The sequence below is a fragment of the Faecalibacterium sp. IP-1-18 genome (genome assembly GCF_023347355.1).
GTDB classification, from domain to species: domain Bacteria; phylum Bacillota; class Clostridia; order Oscillospirales; family Ruminococcaceae; genus Faecalibacterium; species Faecalibacterium prausnitzii.
Genome location: NZ_CP094472.1, coordinates 2,393,731 through 2,418,132, shown reverse-complemented (window position 1 = coordinate 2,418,132; position 24,402 = coordinate 2,393,731). Strand labels below are relative to the sequence as shown.

General features: G+C 58.3%; 24 protein-coding genes, 1 tRNA gene, 1 pseudogene and 1 other annotated feature. Of the genes and pseudogenes, 20 read left to right on the top strand and 6 right to left on the bottom strand.

Translation table 11 applies throughout. The annotated features are described in order from the left end of the window. The first annotated feature begins 66 nt into the window (after window positions 1-66). The 11 genes from mnmA to MTP43_RS11500 all read left to right on the top strand — a co-directional run bounded on the left by mnmA (window position 67) and on the right by MTP43_RS11500 (window position 10,152). Window positions 67-1,170: a tRNA 2-thiouridine(34) synthase MnmA gene (gene mnmA, locus MTP43_RS11550; RefSeq protein WP_005920759.1), complete on the top strand. Its 1,104-nt coding sequence runs from the start codon at window positions 67-69 to the stop codon at window positions 1,168-1,170. A 10-nt stretch (window positions 1,171-1,180) separates the two neighbouring features. Further along, entirely contained in the window at window positions 1,181-1,951 is a 771-nt protein-coding gene (locus tag MTP43_RS11545; protein WP_005920758.1) for a tRNA threonylcarbamoyladenosine dehydratase, read from the top strand. Window positions 1,952-2,251: 300 nt separating this feature from the next. Continuing rightward, window positions 2,252-3,139 (top strand): putative manganese transporter, encoded by an 888-nt coding sequence (locus MTP43_RS11540; RefSeq protein WP_015537491.1) that lies wholly within the window; start codon window positions 2,252-2,254, stop codon window positions 3,137-3,139. A 137-nt stretch (window positions 3,140-3,276) separates the two neighbouring features. Then, window positions 3,277-4,170 (top strand): HAD family hydrolase, encoded by an 894-nt coding sequence (locus MTP43_RS11535; RefSeq protein WP_238057042.1) that lies wholly within the window; start codon window positions 3,277-3,279, stop codon window positions 4,168-4,170. Further along, the gene (locus tag MTP43_RS11530; RefSeq protein ID WP_015537493.1) at window positions 4,167-4,655 is read left to right on the top strand and encodes a DNA-deoxyinosine glycosylase; all 489 of its coding nucleotides are present in this window, start codon (window positions 4,167-4,169) and stop codon (window positions 4,653-4,655) included. The genes MTP43_RS11535 and MTP43_RS11530 overlap by 4 nt, the downstream gene beginning before the upstream one ends. Before the next feature lie 103 nt (window positions 4,656-4,758). Beyond that, a complete protein-coding gene (locus MTP43_RS11525) occupies window positions 4,759-5,388 on the top strand; it encodes a 5-bromo-4-chloroindolyl phosphate hydrolysis family protein (protein WP_015537494.1) in 630 nt (209 codons plus the stop codon). A gap of 43 nt (window positions 5,389-5,431) precedes the next feature. Further along, a complete protein-coding gene (locus MTP43_RS11520; protein ID WP_097785601.1) occupies window positions 5,432-6,583 on the top strand; it encodes a toxic anion resistance protein in 1,152 nt (383 codons plus the stop codon). Window position 6,584: 1 nt separating this feature from the next. Then, complete coding sequence (locus tag MTP43_RS11515; protein WP_112121378.1) at window positions 6,585-7,343, top strand: LemA; 759 nt, start codon at window positions 6,585-6,587, stop codon at window positions 7,341-7,343. Continuing rightward, the gene (locus tag MTP43_RS11510) at window positions 7,340-8,242 is read left to right on the top strand and encodes a TPM domain-containing protein (protein WP_113620813.1); all 903 of its coding nucleotides are present in this window, start codon (window positions 7,340-7,342) and stop codon (window positions 8,240-8,242) included. The genes MTP43_RS11515 and MTP43_RS11510 overlap by 4 nt, the downstream gene beginning before the upstream one ends. A gap of 142 nt (window positions 8,243-8,384) precedes the next feature. Continuing rightward, window positions 8,385-9,590 (top strand): threonine ammonia-lyase, encoded by a 1,206-nt coding sequence (ilvA, locus tag MTP43_RS11505; protein ID WP_015537497.1) that lies wholly within the window; start codon window positions 8,385-8,387, stop codon window positions 9,588-9,590. 187 nt (window positions 9,591-9,777) lie between these two features. Beyond that, window positions 9,778-10,152 carry a RidA family protein gene (locus MTP43_RS11500; protein ID WP_005920739.1) on the top strand — a complete coding sequence of 125 codons (375 nt, stop codon included), beginning with the start codon at window positions 9,778-9,780 and terminating at the stop codon, window positions 10,150-10,152. Window positions 10,153-10,239: 87 nt separating this feature from the next. Here the strand turns inward: MTP43_RS11500 and MTP43_RS11495 are convergent, their stop codons facing one another. Further along, on the bottom strand, window positions 10,240-11,457 hold the full coding sequence (locus tag MTP43_RS11495) for an ATP-binding protein (protein ID WP_112121380.1): 1,218 nt from the start codon (window positions 11,455-11,457) through the stop codon (window positions 10,240-10,242). A gap of 181 nt (window positions 11,458-11,638) precedes the next feature. Continuing rightward, window positions 11,639-11,895: a binding site (T-box leader), on the top strand. Window positions 11,896-11,982: 87 nt separating this feature from the next. Here MTP43_RS11495 and ilvB point away from each other — a divergent pair. The 4 genes from ilvB (at window position 11,983) to ilvD (ending at window position 17,168) form a co-directional block, all read left to right on the top strand. Then, entirely contained in the window at window positions 11,983-13,647 is a 1,665-nt protein-coding gene (gene ilvB / locus MTP43_RS11490) for a biosynthetic-type acetolactate synthase large subunit (protein ID WP_112121381.1), read from the top strand. A 15-nt stretch (window positions 13,648-13,662) separates the two neighbouring features. Continuing rightward, the gene (ilvN, locus tag MTP43_RS11485; RefSeq protein WP_097785606.1) at window positions 13,663-14,226 is read left to right on the top strand and encodes an acetolactate synthase small subunit; all 564 of its coding nucleotides are present in this window, start codon (window positions 13,663-13,665) and stop codon (window positions 14,224-14,226) included. A 98-nt stretch (window positions 14,227-14,324) separates the two neighbouring features. Next, window positions 14,325-15,344: a ketol-acid reductoisomerase gene (gene ilvC / locus MTP43_RS11480; protein WP_005920728.1), complete on the top strand. Its 1,020-nt coding sequence runs from the start codon at window positions 14,325-14,327 to the stop codon at window positions 15,342-15,344. A gap of 165 nt (window positions 15,345-15,509) precedes the next feature. Next, window positions 15,510-17,168: a dihydroxy-acid dehydratase gene (ilvD, locus tag MTP43_RS11475; RefSeq protein WP_097783194.1), complete on the top strand. Its 1,659-nt coding sequence runs from the start codon at window positions 15,510-15,512 to the stop codon at window positions 17,166-17,168. Between the two features lie 46 nt (window positions 17,169-17,214). On the opposite strand, the gene MTP43_RS11470 is transcribed toward ilvD, so the two are convergent. Next, a complete protein-coding gene (locus tag MTP43_RS11470; RefSeq protein WP_005920723.1) occupies window positions 17,215-17,886 on the bottom strand; it encodes a sugar transferase in 672 nt (223 codons plus the stop codon). 205 nt (window positions 17,887-18,091) lie between these two features. Here MTP43_RS11470 and MTP43_RS11465 point away from each other — a divergent pair. Both MTP43_RS11465 and MTP43_RS11460 read left to right on the top strand, forming a co-directional pair. Next, a tRNA-Tyr gene (locus MTP43_RS11465) sits at window positions 18,092-18,176 on the top strand. 153 nt (window positions 18,177-18,329) lie between these two features. Further along, window positions 18,330-18,581, top strand: a pseudogene (locus MTP43_RS11460) (DUF6061 family protein). A gap of 98 nt (window positions 18,582-18,679) precedes the next feature. On the opposite strand, the gene MTP43_RS11455 reads toward MTP43_RS11460, so the two are convergent. From MTP43_RS11455 to MTP43_RS11440, 4 genes are all read right to left on the bottom strand, one after another. Continuing rightward, window positions 18,680-18,856, bottom strand: coding sequence for a hypothetical protein (locus MTP43_RS11455; RefSeq protein WP_238066653.1), 177 nt, complete (start codon window positions 18,854-18,856; stop codon window positions 18,680-18,682). 17 nt (window positions 18,857-18,873) lie between these two features. Next, window positions 18,874-20,139 (bottom strand): plasmid recombination protein, encoded by a 1,266-nt coding sequence (locus tag MTP43_RS11450; RefSeq protein ID WP_249234831.1) that lies wholly within the window; start codon window positions 20,137-20,139, stop codon window positions 18,874-18,876. A gap of 376 nt (window positions 20,140-20,515) precedes the next feature. Next, window positions 20,516-21,832 carry a DNA primase family protein gene (locus MTP43_RS11445; RefSeq protein WP_249234830.1) on the bottom strand — a complete coding sequence of 439 codons (1,317 nt, stop codon included), beginning with the start codon at window positions 21,830-21,832 and terminating at the stop codon, window positions 20,516-20,518. 73 nt (window positions 21,833-21,905) lie between these two features. After that, window positions 21,906-22,514 (bottom strand): CHC2 zinc finger domain-containing protein, encoded by a 609-nt coding sequence (locus tag MTP43_RS11440; RefSeq protein ID WP_249234829.1) that lies wholly within the window; start codon window positions 22,512-22,514, stop codon window positions 21,906-21,908. A 248-nt stretch (window positions 22,515-22,762) separates the two neighbouring features. On the opposite strand from MTP43_RS11440, the gene MTP43_RS11435 reads away from it, so the two are divergent. The 3 genes from MTP43_RS11435 to MTP43_RS11425 are packed head-to-tail and all read left to right on the top strand — an operon-like array spanning window position 22,763 to window position 24,233. Further along, window positions 22,763-23,134, top strand: coding sequence for a helix-turn-helix domain-containing protein (locus MTP43_RS11435; RefSeq protein ID WP_249234828.1), 372 nt, complete (start codon window positions 22,763-22,765; stop codon window positions 23,132-23,134). A gap of 45 nt (window positions 23,135-23,179) precedes the next feature. Then, window positions 23,180-23,584 (top strand): hypothetical protein, encoded by a 405-nt coding sequence (locus MTP43_RS11430; RefSeq protein ID WP_249234827.1) that lies wholly within the window; start codon window positions 23,180-23,182, stop codon window positions 23,582-23,584. Beyond that, complete coding sequence (locus MTP43_RS11425; protein WP_249234826.1) at window positions 23,568-24,233, top strand: sigma-70 family RNA polymerase sigma factor; 666 nt, start codon at window positions 23,568-23,570, stop codon at window positions 24,231-24,233. Before MTP43_RS11430 ends, MTP43_RS11425 begins: the two co-directional genes overlap by 17 nt. Window positions 24,234-24,402: the final 169 nt, after the last annotated feature.

Genomic DNA, 24,402 nt, shown 5'->3' with positions numbered 1-24,402 from the left:
AGCGGTTTATGCTGCGGTAGTATTATACTACTGCTTTAGTATGTTGAACCCATAAAAGGAGAACCTATGACCACACAGAACCCTGCAAACCGTCCCCGCGCCCTCATTGCCATGAGCGGCGGCGTGGACAGCTCGGTGGCGGCCTGTCTGATGCAGCAGGCAGGCTACGACTGCACCGGCATCACCATGCGGCTCACCCACAACGAAACGCTGGGACAGTCCGGCTACCAGACCTGCTGCTCGGAAAAGGATATCGAGGACGCCGCCGAGGTGGCCTTTGCACTGGATATGCCGTATCAGGTGCTGGATTTCACCGCCGATTTCCGGGCGCAGATCATTGAAAAATTTATCCGCGTCTACGAGGCGGGCGGTACCCCCAACCCCTGCATCGACTGCAATAAATATATGAAGTTCCGCCACCTGCTGGACTGGGCGGAAGAACACGGCATGGAGTATGTGGTTACCGGCCACTACGCCCGGGTGGAGCAGGATGCAGCCACCGGCCGCTGGCTGCTGAAAAAGGGCTTGGACGAGGGCAAGGATCAGAGCTATGTGCTGTATAACCTTACGCAGGAGCAGCTGGCACATATCCGCCTGCCGCTGGGTGCGCTGCACAAGACTGAGGTACGAGAGATCGCGCAGGAGCACAGCTTTATCAACGCCCAAAAGCACGACAGTCAGGATATCTGCTTTGTGCCGGACGGCGACTATGCCCGCTTTATGGAGCAGTTTACCGGCAAGCACTACCCTGCCGGGGATTTTCTGGATCGGAGCGGCAAGGTGGTGGGCACCCACAGCGGCGCAGTGCGCTACACGCTGGGGCAGCGCAAGGGGCTTGGCCTCGCACTGGGTGCGCCGGTGTACGTCTGCGGCAAGGATATGCAGGCCAATACCGTCACCGTCGGGCCGGAAAGCGAACTGTTTGACAGCATCGTTTACGCAGAGGATGTGAACTGGATCGCCATTCCGGCGCTGACCGGGCCGCTGCGGGTCACCGCCCGCACCCGGTATCATCAGGCCGAGCAGCAGGCCACCGTTTACCCCGCAGAAAACGGCTTCCGGCTGGAATTCGACCAGCCCCAGCGTGCCCCCACCCCGGGACAGGCTGCCGTGCTGTATCAGGGTGATGTGGTGCTGGGCGGCGGCACCATCACCCGCGTAGAAAAGTAAGGAGAACAAAATGCAGGATCAATATTCCCGTACCCAGCTGCTGCTGGGTGCAGAGGCTATGGAAAAGCTGCACCACGCCCGGGTGGCAGTGTTTGGCATTGGCGGTGTGGGCGGCTATACGGTGGAGGCACTGGCACGCAGCGGCGTGGGCGCACTGGATCTGATCGATGACGATAAGGTCTGCCTGACCAATCTCAACCGTCAGATCATCGCCACCCGCAGCACGGTAGGGCAGTATAAGGTGGATGTGGCAGAACAGCGCATCCACGATATCGACCCCAACATCAAGGTGACCACCCACCGGTGCTTCTTTGGCCCGGAGACGCAGGACGACTTCGACTTTACCCAGTACGACTATGTGGTGGACGCCATCGACACCGTTACCGGCAAGCTGGCGCTGGTGATGAAATGCAAGGAGGCGGGCACCCCCATCATCTGCTCCATGGGCGCAGGTAACAAGATGGACCCCACCCGCTTTGAGGTGACTGACATCTATAAGACCTCGGTCTGCCCGCTTGCCAAGGTGATGCGTATCGAGTGCCGCAAGCGCAAGATCAAGCACCTGAAGGTGGTCTACTCCAAGGAGCCTGTCATGACTCCCATCGAGGATGACTCCATCAGCTGCAAGGACCACTGCATCTGTCCCCCGGGCACTCAGCGCAAGTGCACTGCACGGCGCACCGTGCCGGGCTCCAACGCCTTTGTGCCCTCAGTGGCCGGTCTGATCATCGGCGGCGAGGTGGTCAAAGACCTTGTGGGCTTTGTACCGCTGAAGGGGTAAAACAGACCGCAGCTTCCTTGCCGCGTGGGACGATTTGGAATGCGCTCCGCGTTGCTCTGCGCATCATCAGCGGAAGAATGATTTGAAATTTTGAGGTTCTGAAAAGCCCGCGGGCTTTTCAGAACCTCTTTTTCACGCTTTTTACGCGCTGCAATGTTCCATAACATAAAATTGCAACCAATTTGCAATTTGGTATTGCAATTGGAAAGGATATCGTGTATAATCTTCCCTGCACGAAAATGCAAACTGATTGCAAATTGTTGAGAGACGACCCCCTGCGGGTCTTTGGAGCGATTATTTATGGAATTGTTTTTGGGTGTTCTGGGCGAAACCTTGGTGGATACCGCCAAGATGCTGCCCTTTCTGTTTCTGGCCTACCTGCTGATCGAGTATATCGAGCACCGCCACGGTGAGCGCATCGAGGCGCTGCTGGCGGGCAGCGGGCGCTGGGGCGCTGTGCCGGGCGCGGTACTGGGCTGTGTGCCGCAGTGCGGCTTCTCCGCCATTGCGTCCAACTTCTACGCCTCCCGGGTCATCACGCTGGGCACGCTGATGGCGGTGTACCTTGCCACCAGCGACGAAGCGATCCCGCTGCTGGTCTCCATGCCGACCTACTGGGATAAGCTGGCCGTCCTGATGGTCATCAAGGTGGTGTACGCCATCGTGGTGGGCTTTGTGCTGGATTTTGTGCTGCGGGGCGTGCTGCCCAAGGGGCTGCGGGGCGGCTACACCGGCCATGCGGACGAGGTGGACTGCCACGAGGAGCACAGCGATGCCGAGGGCAACGAAAAGCCCATCTGGCAGGCGGCGCTGCGCCACACGCTGGAGATCTTTGTGTTCATCTTCGCTTTCAGTCTGGTGTTCGGCATGATCGTGGAAGGCGTGGGCGAGGACGTGTTTGCCGAGATGCTGGGCGGCATGGGCTTCTTCCAGCCGGTGGTGGCGGCTCTGGTGGGGCTGATCCCCAACTGCGCCGCCAGCGTGCTGCTGACACAGCTGTATGTGGAAGGTGCGCTGCGCTTTTCCAGCCTTGTGGCGGGGCTGTGCACCGGTGCGGGTGTGGGCTTGGCTGTGCTGTGGCGCGCCAACCCCTCGTGGAAGCAGAACCTCTTCATCACCGGCCTGACATGGGCCGCCGGTGCCTTTGTGGGCGTGGCCATGCAGGTGGTCGTGGCGGTGTTTGCCTGATAAGGAAAATATTTTGGATTTCGGGACAGTGGAATGCCTGCGGACATTCTGCTGTCCCATTTTTCTTTTCCCCCTCTCCCGCTGGACTTTGAAATGTGTTATACTGGGAGAAAACGATGCACACAGGAGAGATGACCATGCAATATAAGATTCTGGCAAGCGATTACGACAACACGCTGATGCCCTTTGGCGAAGCAAAGCCCCGCCCGGCGGTGGTAAAGGCGGTAAAAAAGCTGCAAGCCGCCGGGGGTAAGTTTGTGCTCAGCACCGGCCGCTCCTACCCGGGCATCCGGGATAAAAACCAGCTGGGCGGCATCCGGTACGACTACGCCATTACCTGCAACGGTGCCTGCGTGGTGGACGGGCAGGGCAACGTAATAGCCGAGCATCCGCTTACCAGCGAGGAGATGTATGTGCTGGTGGATTTTTGCGAGGATTATAACTACCCGCTGCAATTCAACTTCCGGGATGCCTATTACGCCTACTGCGAGTACGAGTATCTGCACACCGGCTACCAGATGATGAACAGCCCCGGGCTGGACTGCGTGGACGGCGAGGATCAGGACCGGCATCTGGTGGATATGCCCCACGCCGCCTTTGCCGCCATGCCGCCGCAGGAAGTGGAGCGCTTCCACGAAAAATACGGCTACCTTGGCCTGCACTGGATGCAGACGGGCGCGCAGAACGCGGACGGCTACTGCTACTACGATATCGTGCGCGGCGGCATGGATAAGGGCGTAGGGCTTGCCGACCTGTGTGCACAGATGGGGCTTACGCTGGCGGATGCCGTGGCTGTGGGCGATTCTGCCAACGATGTGGGGATGCTGAAAGTCGCGGGCCTGAGTGCCTGCATGGCAAACGGCACCCCGGACGCCAAGGCCGCTGCCGACCGGATCATCGGGGACGTGCGGGAGGACGGCGTGGCGGCGCTGATCGAGGAACTGTGGTTCGACGGCCCCCGCGCGGAGCCCTCCGGCAAAGATTTTGGCTCCGCATGGGGCAATATTGAAAGTGCAGGCGGCAGCTTATGAGCTTTGCACCGGTGTACGATGACCGCAGCCGGGCGCTGATCTTGGGCACATGGCCCAGCCCCAAAAGCCGGGAGATGGCCTTTTACTACGGCCATCCGCAAAACCGGTTCTGGCCGCTGCTGGCGGCGTTGACCGGGGAGCCGCTGCCCGTGCGGGAGGATATCGCCGCCAAAAAGCAGCTGCTTTTGCGCCACGGGCTGGCGCTGTGGGATACGCTGGAAAGCTGCACCATCACCGGCGCATCGGATGCCTCCATCCGGGATGTGGTGCCCAACGATATCGCCAGGCTGCTGCGCAAAGCACCCATCCGGGCGGTGTTCTGCAACGGTGCCACAGCTTACCGTATCTACACAAAATATCAGCAGCCGCTTACCGGCATCCCGGCTGTCCGTCTGCCCAGTACAAGCCCCGCCAACGCCGCCTGCAGCCCCGCCCGGCTGGAGGAGCTTTGGGGCGCTGCGCTGGCGGACTGGATCGTAAAATGATGACAAGGCTGTAAATTCTTTTGCGGGATACTTGCGTTTTTTTGCGGACGTTGTATTATGGATATCATAAGGGGCGCACTGCCCCGGACAAGGAGAAATGACCATGAGCAAGATCATCCGCACCCAAAAGCCCAGCGTGCTGCCTTTTTACGCTATGGCGCTGGTGTTTGTGGTGCTGTGCGCGGTGCTGCCGGTGTATAAATTATGGGCGCTGCTGGTGGCGCTGGGCGGTGCCGCCGTGGCCTTTGGCGTGGCAAAAAAGACCTGCCCGCCCCGGGTGGTGGAGCACGAGGTACCCTTCCACACCGGTGTGGAGGATGTGGACCAGATGCTGACCGATATCCAGCAGAAGCTGGACACCCTGCACGCACTGAACGAGGCTTTGCCCGACCCGCAGCTGTCCGCCGCCATGACCCGTATGGAAAAGGCGGGACGATCCATCGTGGAGGCGGTGGAGGCAAACCCTGCCAAGGCAAAGCAGGTGCGCCGGTTTGCCAACTACTATCTGCCGGACGCCGTAAACGTTCTGCAGCAGTATGCAAAGCTTGCAAAGCAGGGTGTGCGGGGCGAGAACGCCGCCGCCATCCGCGCCGAGGTGGAGCACAACGCCGCCTCCATTGCCACGGCTTTTGAAAACCAGCTGGATGCCCTGTATGCGGCAGAGAGCATGGACCTGTCCGCAGACCTGACCGTTTTGCAGAATATGCTGAAAGGGCAGGGCCTGAGCAAGTAAAACCAGAATATCCCCTCGGGATTTTGAAAGGAAGGAATCACTTATGGCTGACAATACTCTGAATTTTGATCTGGATGCCCCCGCAGTGCCCACCCTGACGCTGGACCCCACCCCCGCCGCTGTGCCGCAGGAGGAAAAGCCCGCCGCTGCCCCTGCCCCGGAGGCACAGGTGAACCTGAGCCCCGAGGAGCAGGCCATGGTGGATCAGTTTGCCCAGAAGATCGATATCACCAACAGCCAGCAGGTGCTGCAGTACGGCTCTGCCTGCCAGAAGAAGATCGGCGATTTCTCCGAAGCAGCCCTCTCCAAGGTGTCCACCAAGGATCTGGGCGAGGTGGGCGATATGATCACCAACCTCATTGGCGAGCTGAAGAGCTTTGATGCCAACGAGGAGCAGCAGAAGGGCATTATGGGCTTCTTCAAGAAGAAAACCAGCCAGCTGGATGCCCTCAAGACCAAGTACGACAAGACCGAGACCAACGTGGAAAAGATCCAGTCCATGCTGGAAGCCCATCAGGTGCAGCTGCTCAAGGATATCGCTATGCTGGACAAGATGTACGAGCTGAACATGGCCTACTTCAAGGAACTGAGCATGTATATCCTTGCCGGCAAGAAAAAGCTGGCTGATGTGCGTGCCAACGAATTGCAGCAGGCTATGGACAAGGCCAAGGTCTCCGGTCTGCCGGAGGATGCACAGGCCGCCCGCGACCTTGCCGACCAGTGCGAGCGCTTTGAGAAAAAGCTGTATGATCTGGAGCTGACCCGCAACATCAGTTTGCAGATGGGCCCACAGATCCGTCTGCTGCAGAACAACAACACCATGATGGCGGAAAAGATTCAGTCCACCATCGTGAACACCATCCCGCTGTGGAAGAACCAGATGGTGCTGGCACTGGGGCTGGCACACAGCCAGCAGGCCATGCAGGCCGAGCGCGCCGTGACCAACATGACCAACGACCTGCTGAAGAAGAACGCCGAGGCGCTGAAGCTGGGCACCATTGAGACTGCCAAGGAGAGCCAGCGCGGCATCGTGGATATCGAGACGCTACAGCAGACCAACAAGAGCCTAATCGAGACGCTGGACGAACTGAACAAGATCCAGAGCGAGGGCCGCGCAAAGCGCGCCGCCGCCGAGCAGGAGCTGACCCGCATCGAGGACGAACTGAAAACCAAAATGATGGAGATCCGGAGCTGAAATGGCAAACGCTGATTTTTCTCAGAACAAACAAACCGCTCCCGGCGGCTTTGACGCGGGCAGCTACCGCGAAAAAGCAAAGCCGGAGCAGGCCGTAACGCTGACCCCGCGCCAGCAGAAGCTGGCCGCACTGGAAGCAAAGCTGCCCGCTGCGCTTTCCACCCGGGCGGCGGCGCTGGCCTTGAGCGTAGTGGTGATGCTGGCCGCCTTTTTCGGCTTTGGCAGCGCCAAGCTGCGCGGCAAGTACAACACTGCCCGTCAGTGGTTCACCGCAGGGGTCGCCGCCGACAACGGTTATAACCTGAGCGAGGAGCTGACCACCCGGGAGAATACGGCGGCGAATATTCTGACCACTGCCTCCAACACCCTTGGCGCAGACAGCGCCGAGGTGCTGGCTGCACAGACGGCGCTGAACGATTTCTCCGCTTGTCTGCAGGCGGTGCAGAACGGCGGTAAAAGCCAGTCGCTGACCTCGCTGCCCTATTATCAGGGCAGCGCGATGCACGCGCTGTATCAGGCCGATCAGGCACTGGGCGCTGCCATCGACCAGCTGTATGCAAAGTTGCAGGAGCAGGCCGCCGACCCCATGAAGATGGGCGCGGTGCAGGGGCAGTACGGTCAGTTCAACAGCGCAGCCACCATCATTGGTACTTTGCAGTACAATACGGCGGTGTATGAATATCAGAAGGAAGTCGGCGGCTTCCCGGCCAGTGTGCTGGGCGCTTTGTCCGGCGTGAAGGAGGTTGAACCCTTCGCATGAAAAACTTTGCAAAACGTATCAGCGCACTGGTGCTGGCCGTGGTGCTCAGCGCGGCGGTGCTGTGCCCGGCGGCCTTTGCCGCCCAGCTGCCCAGCCTGCCCAAAGATCAGTGCGTGGTGGATGGTGCTGGTGTGCTGAGCAGCAGCACCGTGCAGACCATCACCGAACTGAACGCCCAGTTGGAATCCAGCTGCAGCGGCGCGCAAATCGGTGTACTGACAGTAGAATACACAGGCAATGATTCCACAGAGGATTACGCCACACAGGCTTTCAACGCCTGGGGTATCGGTTCGTCCTCCAACAATAACGGTGTTCTGATCCTGCTTGTGATGGAGTCGGCACAGTATGCGGACGGCGACTACTACCTGACCTATGGCGACGGCTTCCGCAACACCACGCTGGCAAAGCAGTCCAGCGCCATCGCCCAGACCATGGAAGACCAGTTCGCCGCAAAGAATTATGACGGCGCGGTGACCACCTGTGCCCGCAACGTGGCAAACACCATCGCGGATATTTACGGAGTCAGCCTTTCCGGCGGCAACGGCAGCACCGTGCAGCCCGGCTATCAGGGCGGGCAGAGCAGCGGCGGCAGCACCCTGACCGACATCCTGACCCTTGTGGTCAGCGTTGTGCTGCTCATCGTCATTATCCGGTCGATGGCCTATGTTTTTGCCAGCCCCTGCGGCTGGCTGTGGTGCTTCGGTGGGCCGCGGCCTCCCCGTGGACGGCGGCGCGGCCCGCATAACCCGCCGCCCCCGCCGGGCGGCTTCTACGGCGGCTTTGGCGGCATGGGCGGCGGCTCCTTCGGGGGAGGTGCCGGGCGCGGCAGCTTTGGCGGCGGCTTCGGTGGCATGGGCGGTGGTTCCAGCCATGGCGGCGGCGGTGGCCGTGGGCGGTAATGAGAATAAAAAGAGAAAGGCGGTGGCTTTACCACTGCCTTTCTCTTTTTTACGCCTTTTATCGTGAATGGAATTCATTTGACAAAACAATTTTTGTAACTTATACTGGATGACATCACGAAAAATAAAGGAAGTATCTGTCATGCTGACTCTGGATAAGATCTACCACGCCGCCTTTGTGCTGAAGGACGTAGCGCGCAAGACCGACCTCATCGAAGCCCCCAAGCTGTCCAAGGACTGCCAGCTGTACCTTAAGACCGAGAACCTGCAGGCCACCGGCAGCTTTAAGGTGCGGGGCGCTTACTATAAAATCAGCCAGCTTTCCGAGGAGGAGAGCGCCAAGGGCGTCATTGCCTGCTCTGCGGGCAACCATGCGCAGGGTGTGGCGCTGGCGGCTACCCGGCGCGGCATCCGCAGCATCGTCTGTATGCCGGACGGCGCACCCCTGATGAAGGTGGAAAACACCAAAAATCTGGGCGCGGAGGTCTGCCTTGTGCCCGGCACCTACGACGAAGCCCACGACAAGGCCGTGCAGCTGCAAAAGGAGTACGACATGACCTTTATCCACCCCTACGATGACGAGCAGGTCATCGCCGGGCAGGGTACCATCGGCTTGGAGATCCTTGACCAGCTGCCGGATGTGGACGCTGTGGTGGTGCCGGTGGGCGGCGGCGGACTGATCTCCGGCATTGCCTTTGCCATCAAGACCCTGCGCCCGGAGGTCAAGGTGTACGGCGTACAGGCCGAGGGTGCCCCCAGTATGTACCGCAGCCTGCACGAGCACAAGTACCAGACCCTGAAATCTGCTTCCACCTTTGCGGACGGCATTCAGGTCAAGACCCCGGGCGAGCTGACCTACCAGCTGTGCGAGCAGTATGTGGACGATATCGTCACCGTGACCGAGGACGAGACGGCGGCGGCCATCCTCTCCCTGATGGAGAACCAGAAGCTGGTGGCCGAGGGTGCAGGCGCTGTGCCGGTGGCGGCGGTGCTGTTCCACAAGCTGCCGGTAGAGGGCAAAAAGGTGGCCTGCGTCATCTCCGGCGGCAACATTGATGTGAATATCCTGAACCGCGTTATCACCCGCGGCCTTGTGATGAGCGGCCGCAAGGCAAATCTGACCATCGCACTGGAGGACAAACCCGGCCAGCTGAAAAAGGTGGCCGAGGTGGTGTCCCGCTGCGGCAGCAACGTGGTGTCGGTGCAGCACGATGGCTCCGACCCCAATATGCCCATTTCCAGCTGCTTCCTCAAGCTGACGCTGGAGACCCGCGATGCCGCCCAGATCGAGCAGATCCGCACAGAGCTGACGAAGGCCGGTTTCCAGCTGGTCAGCGAGCGGGTGTAAACTTCATCGTTTGCAAGAGTGAAAACCTTCCCCCGGACGGGGGAAGGTGGATGCGAACGGAGTGAGCAGACGGATGAGGGCACAGGCAAGCAGCGGCTTACGGGAAATTACCCCCTCATCTGGCTCTATCCGAAGAAAAAAGCGAATTTGTTCTAAACCTGATGTAATATAAAGGAGAAAATATACCATGAAAGTCGTATCTACCGCCAACGCACCTGCCGCCATCGGCCCTTACAGTCAGGCACTGGATCTGGGCAATATGGTGTTTGTTTCCGGGCAGCTCCCGGTAGACCCCGCCACCGGCACCATGGCCGATACCGTGGAGCAGCAGGCCGCACAGAGCCTTGCCAACCTGAAAGCGATTCTGGCCGAGGCGGGGCTTTCCATGAACAACGTGGTCAAGACGGTGATCTTTCTGGCCGACATCAACGATTTTGCCGCAGTGAACGCAGAGTACGCCAAGGCCTTTGCCGAGCCGTTCCCCGCCCGCAGCTGCGTGCAGGTGGCAGCCATCCCCAAGGGCGCAAAGCTGGAGATTGAGTGCATCGCCGTGCGGGACTGAGCGAATAAAGATAGGAAAAACGGGACGCCGAAGCATCTGCGGATGCTTTGGTGTCCCGTTTTTTGATAACGCTTAAAACTGGTGCATTTACTTCTGCACCCCGGCCTCGCATTGCTCGATGAACTGCTTGGCCACCCGGGGGCTGCGGCCGCCGGCACGCAGGGCAAAGGCCTCGGCCTTGAGCAGCAGCTGCTCGGTGGGCATCTGGATGTTGTGCTGCTTTGCCAGCTCCTCCAGAATGGTCTCGAACCGTGCCTTTTCCGGCCGCTGGAAGGTGACCGTCAGGCCGAACCGGGCGGAAAGGCTCATCAGCTCCTGCCGGGTGTCGGCTTCGTGGATGTCGTCGCCGGTGCGGTCTGAGAGAGTCTCCTTGATGAGGTGGCGGCGGTTGGAGGTGGCGTACACCGCAATGTTCTGGGCACGGCCGCCTACGCTGCCCTCCAAAATGGCCTTCAGGGCGGCAAAGTTGTCGTCGTTGGCGGTAAAGCTCAGGTCGTCGATGAACAAAATGAACTTGAGCGGGTTTGCCGCCAGCTTATCCATCAGGTCGGGGATCTGGTACAGCTGGTTCTTTTTTACCTCTACCAGCCGCAGTCCCTCGGGCGCAAACTCGTTGGCAATGGCCTTTACCGCGCTGGATTTGCCGGTACCGGCGTCACCGTACAGCAGCACATTGTTGGCGGGCATCCCGGCTAGCAGTGCCTTTGTGTTGGCGATCACCTTTTCCCGCTCCTTCTCGTAGCCTGGCAGCTCGGAAAGGCGCTGCGGGTCGGGGTATTTTACCGGCACAAGCTGGCCGTTCTCCACCGTGAATACATGGTGCTTTGCAAACATACCGTAGCCCTTTTTGCCCACCTCGCTCATGCGCTGGGCGTAGGCGGCGGCAAGGTCAAGCTCACAGGTCTGCCACCGGGGCAGGAACGCCAACTCCGGCCGCTGCGCCTGCTCCGAGTAGGCGGTCTGAAACAGCTCGTCCAGCGTCAGCCCGCACAGCTGCTGCAAAAACTGCAGCTCGCTGTCCAAGGCGCTTTGCAGCAGCGCGTCCAGCTGCCCGGCGGCGGCCTGCCGCACGCAGATGGTCTCGGCCTCCAGCACAGCATTGCTCAGGTAGCTGCCCCAGTTGGTGGTGTACTCGAACAAAGCGGCCTCAAAGGCGGCTACGGCATCGCACACCGGGCCGTAGGAGGTGCTGCCGGCTTCCATGCGGTCGGTCAGGTCTAAAAGCTTTGCCACAACAGGGTCGTTCAGCAGGGCGCGGAACACAACAAGCCCATGCAGATGGGCATTCCATTCTCTCAGTTTCATAGGTCGATCCCTTTTCCTCTCCATTGGCACATACCCTACAAAACGCAGGTACGCGGATATCAAAAGTATACAGCGGTTCGGGCGGGGATGCAAGGGGTGTTAAAAATGCTTCATCTTTGGGGTGATTCAGGTTACAAATTGTCGATTGACAAAAGCCCGGTTTATAGTATAATTTACATCAACAAATGCGCAGATGGGAAAAAGTACCACACGATCCCCACTGTTCAGAGAGCTGCCGTCTGGTGCAAGGCAGTCAGCGTTTCGTGCGGAAAATCATCCCGGAGCAGCCTGCCCAACGGGTGCAAACCCCTGTAAGCAGCGCCGGTTGCAGCCGTTACCGTGCAGGGCTTTGTTGGAAGCCCGTGAGAGGGTGTGCACAGCACGCCAACGAGAGTGGTACCGCAGAGAGCTTGATGTTACAAGGTCTTTGTCTCTTGAAGAAAGCAGGGGACAAGGGCTTTTTCTTTTTCAAAAGCTCTCCCCGGGGGAATGGATAAGAAGTGGAACAGGAATAGGAGCAACACCATGCAGTTGAATGGTTCTCAGATCTTTGTAGAGGTCCTGTGCGAGCAGGGAGTGGACACTCTTTTTGGCTACCCCGGCGGCGCTGTGCTGAACCTTTACGACGAGCTGTATAAGAATGCCGACCGCATCACCCATGTGCTTACCGCCCACGAGCAGGGCGCAGCCCATGCTGCGGACGGCTACGCCCGCGCCACCGGCCGCACCGGCGTGGTGCTGGCTACCAGCGGCCCGGGTGCCACCAATCTGGTCACCGGCATTGCCACCGCCTATATGGACTCGGTGCCCATGGTGGCCTTTACCGGCAACGTGCCCACCAGCAGCATCGGCAAGGACGGCTTTCAGGAAGCTTACATCGAGGGCATTACGGTGCCCATCACAAAGCATAACTTCACGGTGCGCCGGGTAGAGGACTTGGCTGACACCATGCGGGCAGCCTTCCGCATTGCGCAGAGCGGCCGCAAGGGCCCGGTGCTGGTGGATATCCCCAAGGACGTGACTGCAGCAGTGTGCGAGTTCACCCCCAAGCAGCCGGAGCCTATCCGCACCGTGACTACCTATAATGAGGAGCAGGTGCACTGGGCGGCAGACCTCATCAACGCCGCACAGCGTCCGCTGGTGTACTTTGGCGGCGGCGTGCGCAGCGCAGCCAGCTGCCAGCCGTTGCGGGATCTGCTGCACAAGGCGGAGATTCCCGCAACCTACACCCTGATGGCCGCAGGCGTTGTGCCCTACGGCGACCCGATGAATCTGGGGATGCTGGGGATGCACGGCTGCTACACCTCCAACCGGGCGGTGGCAGAGTGCGATGTGCTCATCGCGGTGGGTACCCGCTTTTCCGACCGCGTGGCGCTGAACCCCAAGACCTTTGCCAAAAACGCCACCATCATCCAGATCGATATTGACGCCAGCGAGCTGGGCAAGAACGTGGATGTGGATCTTTCCATCGTGGGCGATGCAGCCTATGTACTGAACGCCATGCTGCCCCAGATCAAGCCCGCCAAGCACCCGGAATGGATGAAGATGATCCAGAGCTGGCAGGCACAGGATTACCACCCCGTGTCTGACCCCACCCGGCTGATGCCCCATCAGGTCATCGGCGAGGTGTGCAACCAGTGCGGCCCCGACGCCGTGTATGTTACCGACGTGGGTCAGCACCAGATGTGGGCGGCGCAGTACCTGCGCCACACCAAGAGCCGTGGCTTTATCACCAGCGGCGGCCTTGGCACCATGGGCTTTGGCTACGGCGCTGCCATTGGTGCCCAGATGGCACTGGGACGCCAGCAGCGTGTGGTGATGTTTACTGGTGACGCCTCCTTCCACATGAACCTGAACGAAGCCTGCACCGCTGTCAGCTACGAGCTGCCCATCATCACGGTCATCTTCAATAACTCGGTGCTGGGCATGGTGCGCCAGTGGCAGACCAGCTTTTACGGCAAGCGTTACAGCCAGACCGACCCCCACCGCAAGACCGATTTTGTCAAGCTGGCAGACGGCTTTGGCCTGAAGGGCTACCGCTGCACCAATCTGCCGGAGTTTCAGGAAGCCTTTGCAGATGCCTTGCAGCAGAAAGGCCCCACTTGGATCGAGTGCATCATTGACAAGGACGAAAAGGTGCTGCCCATGATCCCCGGCGGCGGCGATATCAACGACATCATCATGGAATAAGGAGGACACAGCATCATGAAATCTGATCAGCGCAGGGTCATCAGCCTGCTGGTGGACAACCAGAGCGGCGTTCTGGCCCGGGTGTCCAGCCTGTTCTGCCGCCGCGGCTTCAATATCGACAGCCTTACGGTGTCCGCCACCAACGACCCGGCAGTCAGCCGCATCACAGTGACCATTACCAGCGATGAAAAGGCCTTGCAGCAGCTGGTATTGCAGACCGAGCGGCTGGAAGTCACCCGGCAGGTGTTCGTGCTGGACAGCGAAAAAGCGCTGGAGCGGGAGCTGCTGCTGCTCAAGGTGGAATCGGACGTGCACAACCGCACAGAGCTGCGGGAGATCGCCTGCATCTACAAGGCAAAGATCATCGATCTTTCCCCGGACAGCATGGTGTTTGAGTTGATCGGCCGGCCGGACAAGCTGGACGCATTTTTGAAAATGTTCGAGGGCTACAACATCCTTGAGCAGTGCCGCACCGGCGTTACTGCACTGGAGCGCGGCGGGATGCACCAGCATATCCAGAAGCCGCCGCAGGAGGTGCGCTCCGTCCAGCTGCCCCCGCCGGGCGCAAGACGGGCATAATTACATTGCTTTTCCGCTCAGGGTGAGCGAAAGATAGAACAGAGCATACAAGACCGGAAGATAAACCAACCAGTTAATGTAAAAGGAGACTAACGATTATGGCTATCAAGAAATACTACGATTCCGACTGCAACCTCGGCGTGCTGGACGGCAAGACCGTCGCTGTCATCGGCTTCGGCAGCCAGGGTCATGCACACTCTGAGAATCTGGCTGAGAGCGGCGTCAACGTTGTGGTCGGCCTGCGCAAGGGTTCTGCTCACTGGGCAAAGGCTTCTGAGTTCGCTGCCACCCATGACAACTTCAAGGTCATGGAGGTGGAAGAGGCTGCCAAGGCCGGCGATGTTGTCATGATGCTGGTGCCCGATGAGCTGTGCGCCGATATCTACAACACCCAGGTTGCTCCCTACATGACCGAGGGCAAGGCACTGGCCTTTGCACACGGCTTCAACATCCACTTCAAGACCATCACCGCGCCCAAGAACGTGGACGTCATCATGATCGCTCCCAAGGGCCCCGGCCACATCGTGCGCCGCCTGTACACCGAGGGCGAGGGCTGCCCCTCTCTGATCTGCGTGGAGCAGGACTACACCGGTAAGGCCAAGGATATCGCACTGGCTTATGCTTCCGGCATCGGCGCAGGCCGTGCAGGCATTCTGCAGACCACCTTCAAGGAGGAGACCGAGACCGATCTGTTCGGCGAGCAGGCCGTGCTGTGCGGCGGTGTTTCCGAGCTGATCCACGCCGGCTTCGATACGCTGGTGGAGGCCGGCTACGAGCCCGAGATGGCCTACTTTGAGACCTGCCACGAGATGAAGCTGATCGTTGACCTGATCAACGAGGGCGGCTTCTCCAAGATGCGCTACTCCATCTCCAACACTGCCGAGTACGGCGACTACCGCACCGGCAAGCGCCTGATTACCGAGGAGACCCGCAAGGAGATGAAGAAGGTTCTGACCGAGATCCAGGACGGCACCTTTGCTTCTGAGTTCCTGACCGAGATGAGCCCCAAGGGCGGCCGCAAGGTGCACTTCCTTGCCAAGCGCCGTATGGAGGCTGAGCTGCCCATCGAGAAGGTGGGTGCTGAGCTGCGCAGCATGATGAGCTGGCTGAAGAAGTAAGAGGAGAACCCTCTCAGGCCGCCTTTCGGCGGCAGCTCCCCCGAAAGGGGGAGCTTTTGTTGAAAAGGGAGCCTTATAGCTTCTCCGCGAAAACCTCTCCCCCTCGGGAGAGGTGGCACGGCGCAGCCGTGACGGAGAGGGTTTTATCAGAAAAGAGGATTTGCAATGAGAAGTGACAACGTGACCAAAGGCTCGGAGCGCGCGCCCAACCGCAGCCTGTTTTATGCGCTGGGCTATACCCCGGAGGAGCTGGAGCGCCCGCTCATCGGCGTAGTGAGCGCCCACAGCGAGATCGTGCCCGGGCACATGAATCTGGACAAGATCGCCGATGCCGTCAAGGCCGGTGTGCAGATGGCAGGCGGCACGCCCATCCTGATCCCCGCCATCGGCGTATGCGACGGCATCGCCATGGGTCATGTGGGCATGAAGTACTCTCTGGCCTCCCGCGAGCTGATCTGCGACAGCGTGGAAACCATGCTGATGGCACACCAGCTGGACGGCCTTGTGCTGGTGCCCAACTGCGATAAGATCGTGCCCGGCATGGTAATGGCAGCGGTGCGCATGGATGTGCCCGCTGTGGTCTGCTCCGGCGGCCCTATGCTGGCCGGTACTTACGGCGGCGAGGAAGTGAGCCTTTCCAAAATGTTCGAGGCCGTGGGTGCTTATAAGGCCGGTATGATCACCGACGAGCAGCTGGAGGACTGCACCTGCAACTGCTGCCCCAGCTGCGGCAGCTGCTCCGGTATGTACACTGCCAACAGCATGAACTGCCTGTGCGAAGCCATCGGCATCGCCCTGCCCGGCAACGGCACCATCCCGGCTGTGTACTCCAAGCGCCTGCAGCTGGCAAAGCACGCCGGTATGGCTGTGATGGAGATGGTGCGCAAGGGCATCACCGCACGCCAGATCATCAACGAGCGCTCCATCCGCAACGCGCTGACCTGTGATATGGCGCTGGGCTGCTCCACCAACACGGTGCTGCACCTGCTGGCTATCGCCTACGAGGCCGGTGTGCCCATCGACCTGAAGCTGTTCAACGAGATCAGCGCCAAGACCCCCAACCTTTGCCATTTGGCACCGGCAGGCCCCACCCATATGCCGGATCTGTACGCAGCGGGCGGCATCCCGGCGGTGCAGGCAGAGCTGGCAAAGAAGGGCTTGCTGGATCTGGATGTGCCCACCGTCACCGGCAAGACCCTTGGCGAGAACATCAAGGGTGCCCATATCCTGAACGAAAAGGCCATCCGTCCCATCGAGAACCCCTACTCCCAGACCGGCGGTCTGCAGATCCTGTGGGGCAACATTGCCCCGGACGGGTGCGTTGTCAAGCGCAGCGCCGTCGCCCCGGAGATGCAGCAGCATTCCGGCCCGGCGCGGGTGTTCAACAGCGAAGAGGAAGCCATTGCCGCTATCTACGCGGGCAAGATCGTCCCGGGCGATGTGGTGGTCATCCGCTACGAAGGCCCCAAGGGCGGCCCGGGTATGCGGGAGATGCTCAACCCCACCTCTGCGCTGGCAGGCATGAAGCTGGATAAGACGGTTGCTCTTATCACGGATGGCCGCTTCTCCGGTGCATCCCGCGGCGCTGCCATTGGCCACGTCAGCCCGGAAGCAGCTTCCGGCGGCCCTATCGGCCTGATCGAGGAAGGGGATACCATTTCCATTGATATCCCCAACGCCTCCATCACGCTGGAGGTCAGCGATGCAGTGCTGGCCGAGCGCAAGGCAAAGTACGTTGCGCCCGAGCCCAACATCAAGACCGGCTGGCTGAGCCGTTACGCCCGCATGGTCACCAGTGCAAATCTGGGTGCAGTGCTGAAATAAACGTAACGAAAGCGCCTGTTGTGCGGATGCACAACAGGCGCTTTTGTCACTCTCCGTATTTCATGAGCATGGCGCGGACGGTGAGGAAGATGATCTTCCAGTCCACCCAGAAGCTGCGCTCCTGGATGTATTTCATATCCAGCGCCACCCACTCGTCAAAGCTCATCTCGTTACGGTGGGGTGCGATTTGCCAGTAGCAGCTCAGTCCGGGGGTGACGTACAGCCGCTGGCGCTGGTAGTCGCTGTACAGCTCTACCTCCCGGGGCAGTGCGGGGCGCGGCCCCACGATGCTCATATCGCCCTGCAGCACGTTGAGCAGCTGTGGCAGCTCGTCCAGACTGGTCTTGCGCAGAAAACGTCCCACCCGGGTAATGCGGGGGTCGCCCTTGATCTTGAACACCGGGCCGTCCATCTGGTTCTGGCTCAGCAGCTCATTCAGCTGCTCCTCGGCGTCCGGGCACATGGTACGAAACTTATACAGCCAGAACAGCTTGCCGTCCCGTCCTACCCGCCGCTGCCGGAAAATAGCTCCGTCTCCGGGGCTGTCCAGCACGATGGCAAGGCTGATCAGCAGTGCCAGCGGCGCAAGCAGGATCAGCGCCAGCAGGGAGAATACGATGTCCTGTGCACGCCGCAGCACCCAGTAACGCCGGTGGCTGCGCAGCGTCTTTTCCCGGTCGATAGAAATTTGCGGGGCGGCGCTGATTGTTGACTCCATGCAATGACCCACTCCTGCCTGTAAAATGTGTAGAATCTTTACATTATTTTAACATAAAACAGGACGCAATTCAACCGGATGAAGCGCGGCGGGCGGGGGACAGTAAGCCTGCTGAAAAAAAGTGAAAAAAGGTGGTTGACAAAACCCTTTTCTCATGCTAAAATAAACAAGTCGTCCGGCGCACGGATGCACAACAACTGAATATGGGCGTGTTCCCGAGTGGCCAATGGGGACAGACTGTAAATCTGCTGCTTTCAGCTTCGGTGGTTCGAATCCACCCGCGCCCACCAAACAAGAAAAATCCGAACCTGTTTCCGATTGGAGAAGGGTTCGGATTTTTCGTTTTCTTCGGGTTTGAGAATGAAGGCTCCCGTGGACGGCGTAAAACTCCGATACCTTGTCACAGATCGTAACCACACAATAAGCGTTTGGAGGACACGATGATGAAGTACGATGCAAGAGCCTGTTCGTTCAACATGGATACCGGATGCGTGGAGTTGACTCTCCAAGATGGGAGAAAAATTTCCATTGACTGCACCGGGGTCGAGGATGCGCTGGATGTTACCATGGCGTAGCAAACAGAACTGGACTACCTAATCTATAACGACCCGCTGGCGTATGCAGAGCTGATTCTGAACGGTGCCCCAGAGGAATATTTGAAAAATGCAGCCGGGAGCCATGGGTTAGAAGATTAAGGGCAAAAAAATAAGAGGTGTGCCCAAGCGGACACACCCCGGTAAGAAACATCTATGTAAAGCAGGGCGTTCCCTTCTCTGGGAGCGTCCTGCTGTTTTTATGCTGCAACAGGCAATGCTTGTAGAGATTCCTGCTCTTTCAGCCATTCTTCGTATTCACGCTGGCCTTCCTCGCTGTTGAAAAACTCAACCATGGAGGGATAAAAGCAACGTGCAAGGGTCTTGATTGCTTCATCCGGGTAGCCGGATTTGTTTAACTTCTTCTTTTTGTTCAAATGGTATCCTCCGAAAATCAAAGTTCCATATCCTGACCACGCTTGCGGTTTTTCTGCGGCACATTCATGGTGCGCTCCTGCTTGGGAGCAAGAATCTTTTCCAGAAAACCGCGCACCAGTTCAGGAGCACGGTGGAGAGCATCCAGATAGGGTTTCACGTCGTACCACAGGTCGTGGTACTTGTTGCTCCAACGAACGGCCTCCTTCTTGGCCGTGGAAAGTTCTTCTTTCAGGCGACGGTTCTCCACGTCCATCATATAGCCGTGGTCAGCCTGTTTTTTCAGTTTGGAAAATTCTTCTTCGGTCAGCGAGTAGTTGCCGAGAAAGGTGCGCTTGCCGATATAATCCAGATCACGCGCATGAATGAGGGCTTCTTTTGTGAGCGTGGCCTTTTTCTGCACAGCGGCAAGTTCCTTTTCGGTCTTGGAGAGGGTTTTGTTGGTTTGGATGAGGTGCTGCTCTTTCTGGTCAATCTGGGCGGTCAGGCTGTCCAGCCGTTCCTGCTCCCGTTGAACTTTGAACTGGGTGACGGTCAGGTGTTCTTCGGTGCTGCCACGTTCGCCGCGCTCTATATCGGTGTACCCGGCAGCGCGCATAAAATTGAAGAAGTTGTCCTGCAAGACGCTGTACGACTTCTTCAGGATAGGCTTGCCGTTCTTTTGCAAAACAGGCTTTCCCGATTCGTCCAGCAGAGGTTTGGATGCCCACTTCTTGCTCCGGCTGACCTGCATGACAGTCTCCTTGACGGTGCCGACCAGTGCCTTGTCCTTGCAGCGTTTCGACCACAGGATCTGCTTTTCCACCACAGGTACATAGACCACATGGAGGTGGTAGTGGTAAACTTCGCGGCCTAATGCTTCGGTCATGGCACGGTTGATCTCATCGGCGTGCATGACTGCCGAGAGGATATACTGCTCACCGCCCACGATTTGAACGGCAGCTTGGTAGGCATCCTCATAGAACTGCTTGGCGAACTCGTAGCCGCCGTGGTTGTCAAAGTAGGCCGAGTTGACATCAAAGACAAGCTCGCAGTAATGGGTGGCATCCGGCTTCAAGCCGCGCGTGGAGATGGTTCCGGCGGCTTCCAGTTGGGCGAATAGGTCGGTGTAGCTGGCAGTTGGCTTTTTGAAGTGGACGTTCCATGCAGTGCGCTGGGGGATAATGTCGGGGTTCCGATAGCTGTCCTTTTCACGCTCATTGTGCTGCTGGGTGTTGCCAACGGCCTTGTCCGAAACGGCGAGATTCCGGACACTGGTGCGGTCAACGCCATCGTTTCTTGCCAAAGGGCATCCCTCCTTTCAAGGTTCATCGAAAGGTGACGGGGAACGAAGATGCACTTCTTCGGAAGTGTAATAACCCACTATAACACTTTCATCCCTATGGGCTGCAAAGTGTAGTGGGCTCTTCGAGGACTCTCCGAGGGGGAACGCCTCCTGCGGGAGAGCTACAATCAAGTTCGCACAATGCGAACTTGATTGCTCCGTACGCATCTGAAAAAATTGCGTACGGACTTCAAATAACCTGTACGGTTCGTACGACGTACGGAAATGCGAAATATAAACGATAACACGTCTTAATTTGCTTTAATTCGCCGTACAGGTGCGTACAAGTACAGACCGTACAGGTTGTACGAACTTCTTCCGTAAAAAAATGCACTTTTTACGGACAGGGGTGGACAAGCGGCTCGACGCCTACAAAACCCCGCACCCTGCGGCCACCGGGCAGGTAGATGTTGTTGGTGGCTTCAAGGTTGTAGCGGCGGTCATTCTGGCGCAGTTCTGCGCTGAAACGGATGGCAGATACGCTGTGGCAGGCGTTATCTTCGCACCACAGTTTGTAGATTTCATAGAAATCTTTGGAACTGATGGAGTAGTCTGCCTTAAAGCGGAAATAGCCCTCGGACTCCATGAAGTCGATGACATTGTTGCTGCTGCGCTTGATGGTGTCCACGTTGGCGGCGGCTCGTTCGCTGACCGTGAAGCGGAAATCGTTCTGCACCAGCCGGTGCAGTCCTTCCAGACACCACAGCAGGATGCCCTCCAACTCGGCGCACATCTTCTCCACAAGGAAAGGGTCATCCGTGCGGTCGGCAGGCTTGTCCTTGGTGGTCAGGATGAGCTGGCGGCGAAAGAAGCCATCCGAATGGTCATACAGTGAGGTCAGCGCACCGTTGCCAAAGCAGAGGAACCGGGCGTAAATATCCCGCTGGTAGCTCTGGACACCCTTGCGCTCCAAGTCCAGCTTGGCTTCGGCGGTCACGATGGTCTTGATATAATTGGTCTTGGGCAGAGCGTTCATGTCCATGTCATCGTCGATCATCAGCAGGCGGCGTTCCAGATCGGCACGGGCAAAGCGGTTGTTTTCCACTTTCTGGACGCTGCCGTTGCTGGCGGCATCCCCCATGAGCCGTTTCAGCACCAGCCCGATGCGGGACTTTCCCTCGCCGCCTTTGCCAACGATGAGCATCATCTTCTGTCCCTTGGTGCTGGGGATCAGGCAGTAGCCCAAATACTCCTGCAAGGTGGGGATGTCGGCATCGTCCAGCAGCTCGTGCAGGAAGGTCAGCCAGCGGTCCGGGCTGGGGGCTTTGGGGGCGTACTTCACCGGCAGGCGGTTCTGGCAGAACAGGCGGCTTTCCTGAAAAGAGCCGTCCGGCAGATGGTACACGCCGTTCTGGAGGTGGATGCAGTCCTGCTCGATGGGGAACGGGTCGGAAAAAGCCAGCAGCTTGATGGTCTCCAGAATGTTGGTGACCTTTTTGGACAGGCCAGAGGTGACATATTCCTCGATGTTCTCCAAGATGCGCTGCTTGATCTCGCTTTCGTCTTCCACCGGGCCGTCCAGCGTGTACAGCGTACCGTTGACGCATTTCAGCGGCCACTGTTCCAGAAAGGCACGGCCAAACTGGACTTCATCGATCTTCTTACCGTTGTACCAGTCCGGCCATAAAGGGTTGCGGGAAATGTTTTTCTTCATGTGGTGGTTCTCCTTTAGGAAAGTGAAGTGGTAGGTCTCACGGTGAGACCTACCACTTCAGGTGAATAAATTATCAGGCGCACTTTGCCAGAGCAAGGCGGTCGGTGCGCTCCTCCAGCATCAGCAGGTACGACCCGGACAGCAGCTGTGCGGCGGCAGCGGCTTTCTGCTGGGGTGTCCCAAATGCAACGCAGTCCGTCAGGTGCTCGACGGTCTCGGTCATGTGGAGAGCTTCCACGAACCGCTCGTCCAGCGGCTCCTCCGGGGTGGTGGGCTTGTAGCGCTCTCGCCAGTCGTGCAGCAGGTCGAGATAATCGGTCAGCACCCGCAGGCAGTAGGCGATGTCTGCCCACTGCTCGTCTGTCAGGCCACGCTTGGGCGGCGGCAGAGCGATGGCATTGGCGGGCGGCTTGTCCGGGTCGATCCCGAAATCGTGTGCGAGCTTCTCGGCGGCTTGCCGGGGGTTCAGGTCGAACAGCTTGGCGGTGAGGTCGATGGCATCGCCGTTGACTCCACAGCCAAAGCAGTAATAATAGGTGTCGTTCAGCATCATACTGGGGTGGTTGTCGGAGTGGAACGGACAGCACACCATGCCATGGCGGTCGGGCTCCATGCCGTACATCTCTCCCGCCTGCCGAACGGTGATGGCGGACTTGACAGTTTGATACAGGCTCAAGGGCATTCCTCCTTTGTGTTGTGTACTGCACCAGAGTACCCCGTGTGGGAACTCTGGTGTTTTTTGCCTTGTGCCTGAATATACGGAAAATTTTGCAGGAAAGGCGAAAAAGCGGCAGAACTGCAACGGAAAAAGAAAAATGCCCTTGCTGGTTGCAGGATTGCAACAGCAAGGGCGGAGAAGAAACCGTATATTGAACAAAACGGCAGAGCGTATTATAATGAGGAAAAAGCTCAAAAAGGAGGGCCGACTTCATGGCACAGGAATATCTGCCCGCACCGTCCAACGTCCGTCTTGCGGACTTGATGAAAGAGCACAACATCAGCCAACCGGAGCTTGCCAAGGAAATCGGCTGCTCCAAGAGCACCATCAGCCGTTTTATCAGCGGTGCAAAAGGGACCCTGACCCATGAGCAGGTGCTGAAAATTGCAAGGCTGTTTAACGTGTCCACGGATTTTTTGCTGGGAGAAACCAACATCCCTGACCGCAAGAATTATGACATTGCAGAGCTGGGGCTGTCCGTTGAAGCCGCAAAGAACCTCTACACAGGGCGTGTCAATACAGAGGTGGTCAATCTGCTGCTGGAAAACGCCCGCTTTGCAGAGCTTACATACCGTATGGCGTAGTATTTTGATGATACCTTTGCGTCTGGTATCGCGGCACAGAACGCCATGTTCACGACATTGAGCACCTTGCTGCGCACAAAGGTCAAGACCCCAGAAGCAACCAAGGCCGCCAAAGACATCAGCCTTCGGAGAAAGCCGGTGTATCAGAGCGACCTTGACGACATTGAGATGTACTTTATGGCGGCGGTCAAGGAAATCAAAAAGGGCATCGGGAGCCATTACGCCGAACAGGAAGCACTAAGCAAGAAAGTGGCCGAGAAAATGTTCAACGAGCTGACCAAAGGACAGGATGTACAGCGTCCGAACATCACGGCAGAACAGGTGGTCGATGTAGTGCTGGACAGCGTTTCTGACATGGAGGGTGCTACCCCGGAAACGCTGGAACAGTTGCGCAGTGGTCTGCTTGGGGTCATGCAATCACAGGGAAACGCCCATGAAGCAGACGAATGAGCGGCTTTGCGCCCTTGCCCAGCAGGGCGATACTGCGGCATTGGACAGCCTGATCGAGAACAACAAGTCCTTTATCGGCAAGGTGGCAAACGACCTCTTCCGCAGCATGAATCTGGCACAGTCCGGCCTGAACCTTGACACGGACGATTTGAAACAGGCGGGCAATCTGGGCTTATGGAAAGCTGTGCCGAAGTTCGATGCAGCGCGCGGCATGAAGTTCCTGACCTATGCGGCTCCTGCCATCCGCAACGCCATGATGGACATGGTGCGGGATGCCTTTGCCGCTTTTGAGCAGCGGATGGTAACGGAGGACAAGGACGGTATCTGCTGCCAGCGCGTTTCGCTGGACGATGTTCTGCCGGGAGAGGAACAACTGCGGCACATCGAAGCCATAGCCGACCCTTATGCCATGCAGCCGCAGAGTATTATGGAAGAGCAGGAATCGCGCCGGGAACTGTACGATGGCCTGAAACGGCTGACCCAACGGGAGCAGACCTATCTGCTGTACCGCTATGGCTTCACCGATGGCGAGGAACATCCGCTGATTGGCACGGCGATATACTTTCACCTGACAAAAGGCCGCGCCAAAAAGACCGAGGAACAGGCCATGGATAACCTGTGGCTGGAACTGCCGTGGTGGTTTATCTGAGTGAAAAGAAAAATCGTGATTGTGCTACAAGTTTTCTGGAAATTTATGTGCAGATATACGATTTTGAGGAATTTTGTAGACGGATGAAACAAAATAGGATTAAATCTAAGTATCTAAGGAACGTTGATTTCACGAAGCTGCTGATTACCGACTGTAGGATTTGAGGAGG

What these genes read in the sequence shown, in the direction of transcription:
- mnmA (WP_005920759.1), top strand. Translation starts at nt 67, where the DNA reads ATGACCACACAGAACCCTGCAAACCGTCCCCGCGCCCTCATTGCCATG.
- MTP43_RS11545 (WP_005920758.1), top strand. Translation starts at nt 1,181, where the DNA reads ATGCAGGATCAATATTCCCGTACCCAGCTGCTGCTGGGTGCAGAGGCT.
- MTP43_RS11540 (WP_015537491.1), top strand. Translation starts at nt 2,252, where the DNA reads ATGGAATTGTTTTTGGGTGTTCTGGGCGAAACCTTGGTGGATACCGCC.
- MTP43_RS11535 (WP_238057042.1), top strand. Translation starts at nt 3,277, where the DNA reads ATGCAATATAAGATTCTGGCAAGCGATTACGACAACACGCTGATGCCC.
- MTP43_RS11530 (WP_015537493.1), top strand. Translation starts at nt 4,167, where the DNA reads ATGAGCTTTGCACCGGTGTACGATGACCGCAGCCGGGCGCTGATCTTG.
- MTP43_RS11525 (WP_015537494.1), top strand. Translation starts at nt 4,759, where the DNA reads ATGAGCAAGATCATCCGCACCCAAAAGCCCAGCGTGCTGCCTTTTTAC.
- MTP43_RS11520 (WP_097785601.1), top strand. Translation starts at nt 5,432, where the DNA reads ATGGCTGACAATACTCTGAATTTTGATCTGGATGCCCCCGCAGTGCCC.
- MTP43_RS11515 (WP_112121378.1), top strand. Translation starts at nt 6,585, where the DNA reads ATGGCAAACGCTGATTTTTCTCAGAACAAACAAACCGCTCCCGGCGGC.
- MTP43_RS11510 (WP_113620813.1), top strand. Translation starts at nt 7,340, where the DNA reads ATGAAAAACTTTGCAAAACGTATCAGCGCACTGGTGCTGGCCGTGGTG.
- ilvA (WP_015537497.1), top strand. Translation starts at nt 8,385, where the DNA reads ATGCTGACTCTGGATAAGATCTACCACGCCGCCTTTGTGCTGAAGGAC.
- MTP43_RS11500 (WP_005920739.1), top strand. Translation starts at nt 9,778, where the DNA reads ATGAAAGTCGTATCTACCGCCAACGCACCTGCCGCCATCGGCCCTTAC.
- MTP43_RS11495 (WP_112121380.1), bottom strand. Translation starts at nt 11,457, where the DNA reads ATGAAACTGAGAGAATGGAATGCCCATCTGCATGGGCTTGTTGTGTTC.
- ilvB (WP_112121381.1), top strand. Translation starts at nt 11,983, where the DNA reads ATGCAGTTGAATGGTTCTCAGATCTTTGTAGAGGTCCTGTGCGAGCAG.
- ilvN (WP_097785606.1), top strand. Translation starts at nt 13,663, where the DNA reads ATGAAATCTGATCAGCGCAGGGTCATCAGCCTGCTGGTGGACAACCAG.
- ilvC (WP_005920728.1), top strand. Translation starts at nt 14,325, where the DNA reads ATGGCTATCAAGAAATACTACGATTCCGACTGCAACCTCGGCGTGCTG.
- ilvD (WP_097783194.1), top strand. Translation starts at nt 15,510, where the DNA reads ATGAGAAGTGACAACGTGACCAAAGGCTCGGAGCGCGCGCCCAACCGC.
- MTP43_RS11470 (WP_005920723.1), bottom strand. Translation starts at nt 17,886, where the DNA reads ATGGAGTCAACAATCAGCGCCGCCCCGCAAATTTCTATCGACCGGGAA.
- MTP43_RS11445 (WP_249234830.1), bottom strand. Translation starts at nt 21,832, where the DNA reads ATGAAGAAAAACATTTCCCGCAACCCTTTATGGCCGGACTGGTACAAC.
- MTP43_RS11440 (WP_249234829.1), bottom strand. Translation starts at nt 22,514, where the DNA reads ATGCCCTTGAGCCTGTATCAAACTGTCAAGTCCGCCATCACCGTTCGG.
- MTP43_RS11435 (WP_249234828.1), top strand. Translation starts at nt 22,763, where the DNA reads ATGGCACAGGAATATCTGCCCGCACCGTCCAACGTCCGTCTTGCGGAC.
- MTP43_RS11430 (WP_249234827.1), top strand. Translation starts at nt 23,180, where the DNA reads ATGTTCACGACATTGAGCACCTTGCTGCGCACAAAGGTCAAGACCCCA.
- MTP43_RS11425 (WP_249234826.1), top strand. Translation starts at nt 23,568, where the DNA reads ATGAAGCAGACGAATGAGCGGCTTTGCGCCCTTGCCCAGCAGGGCGAT.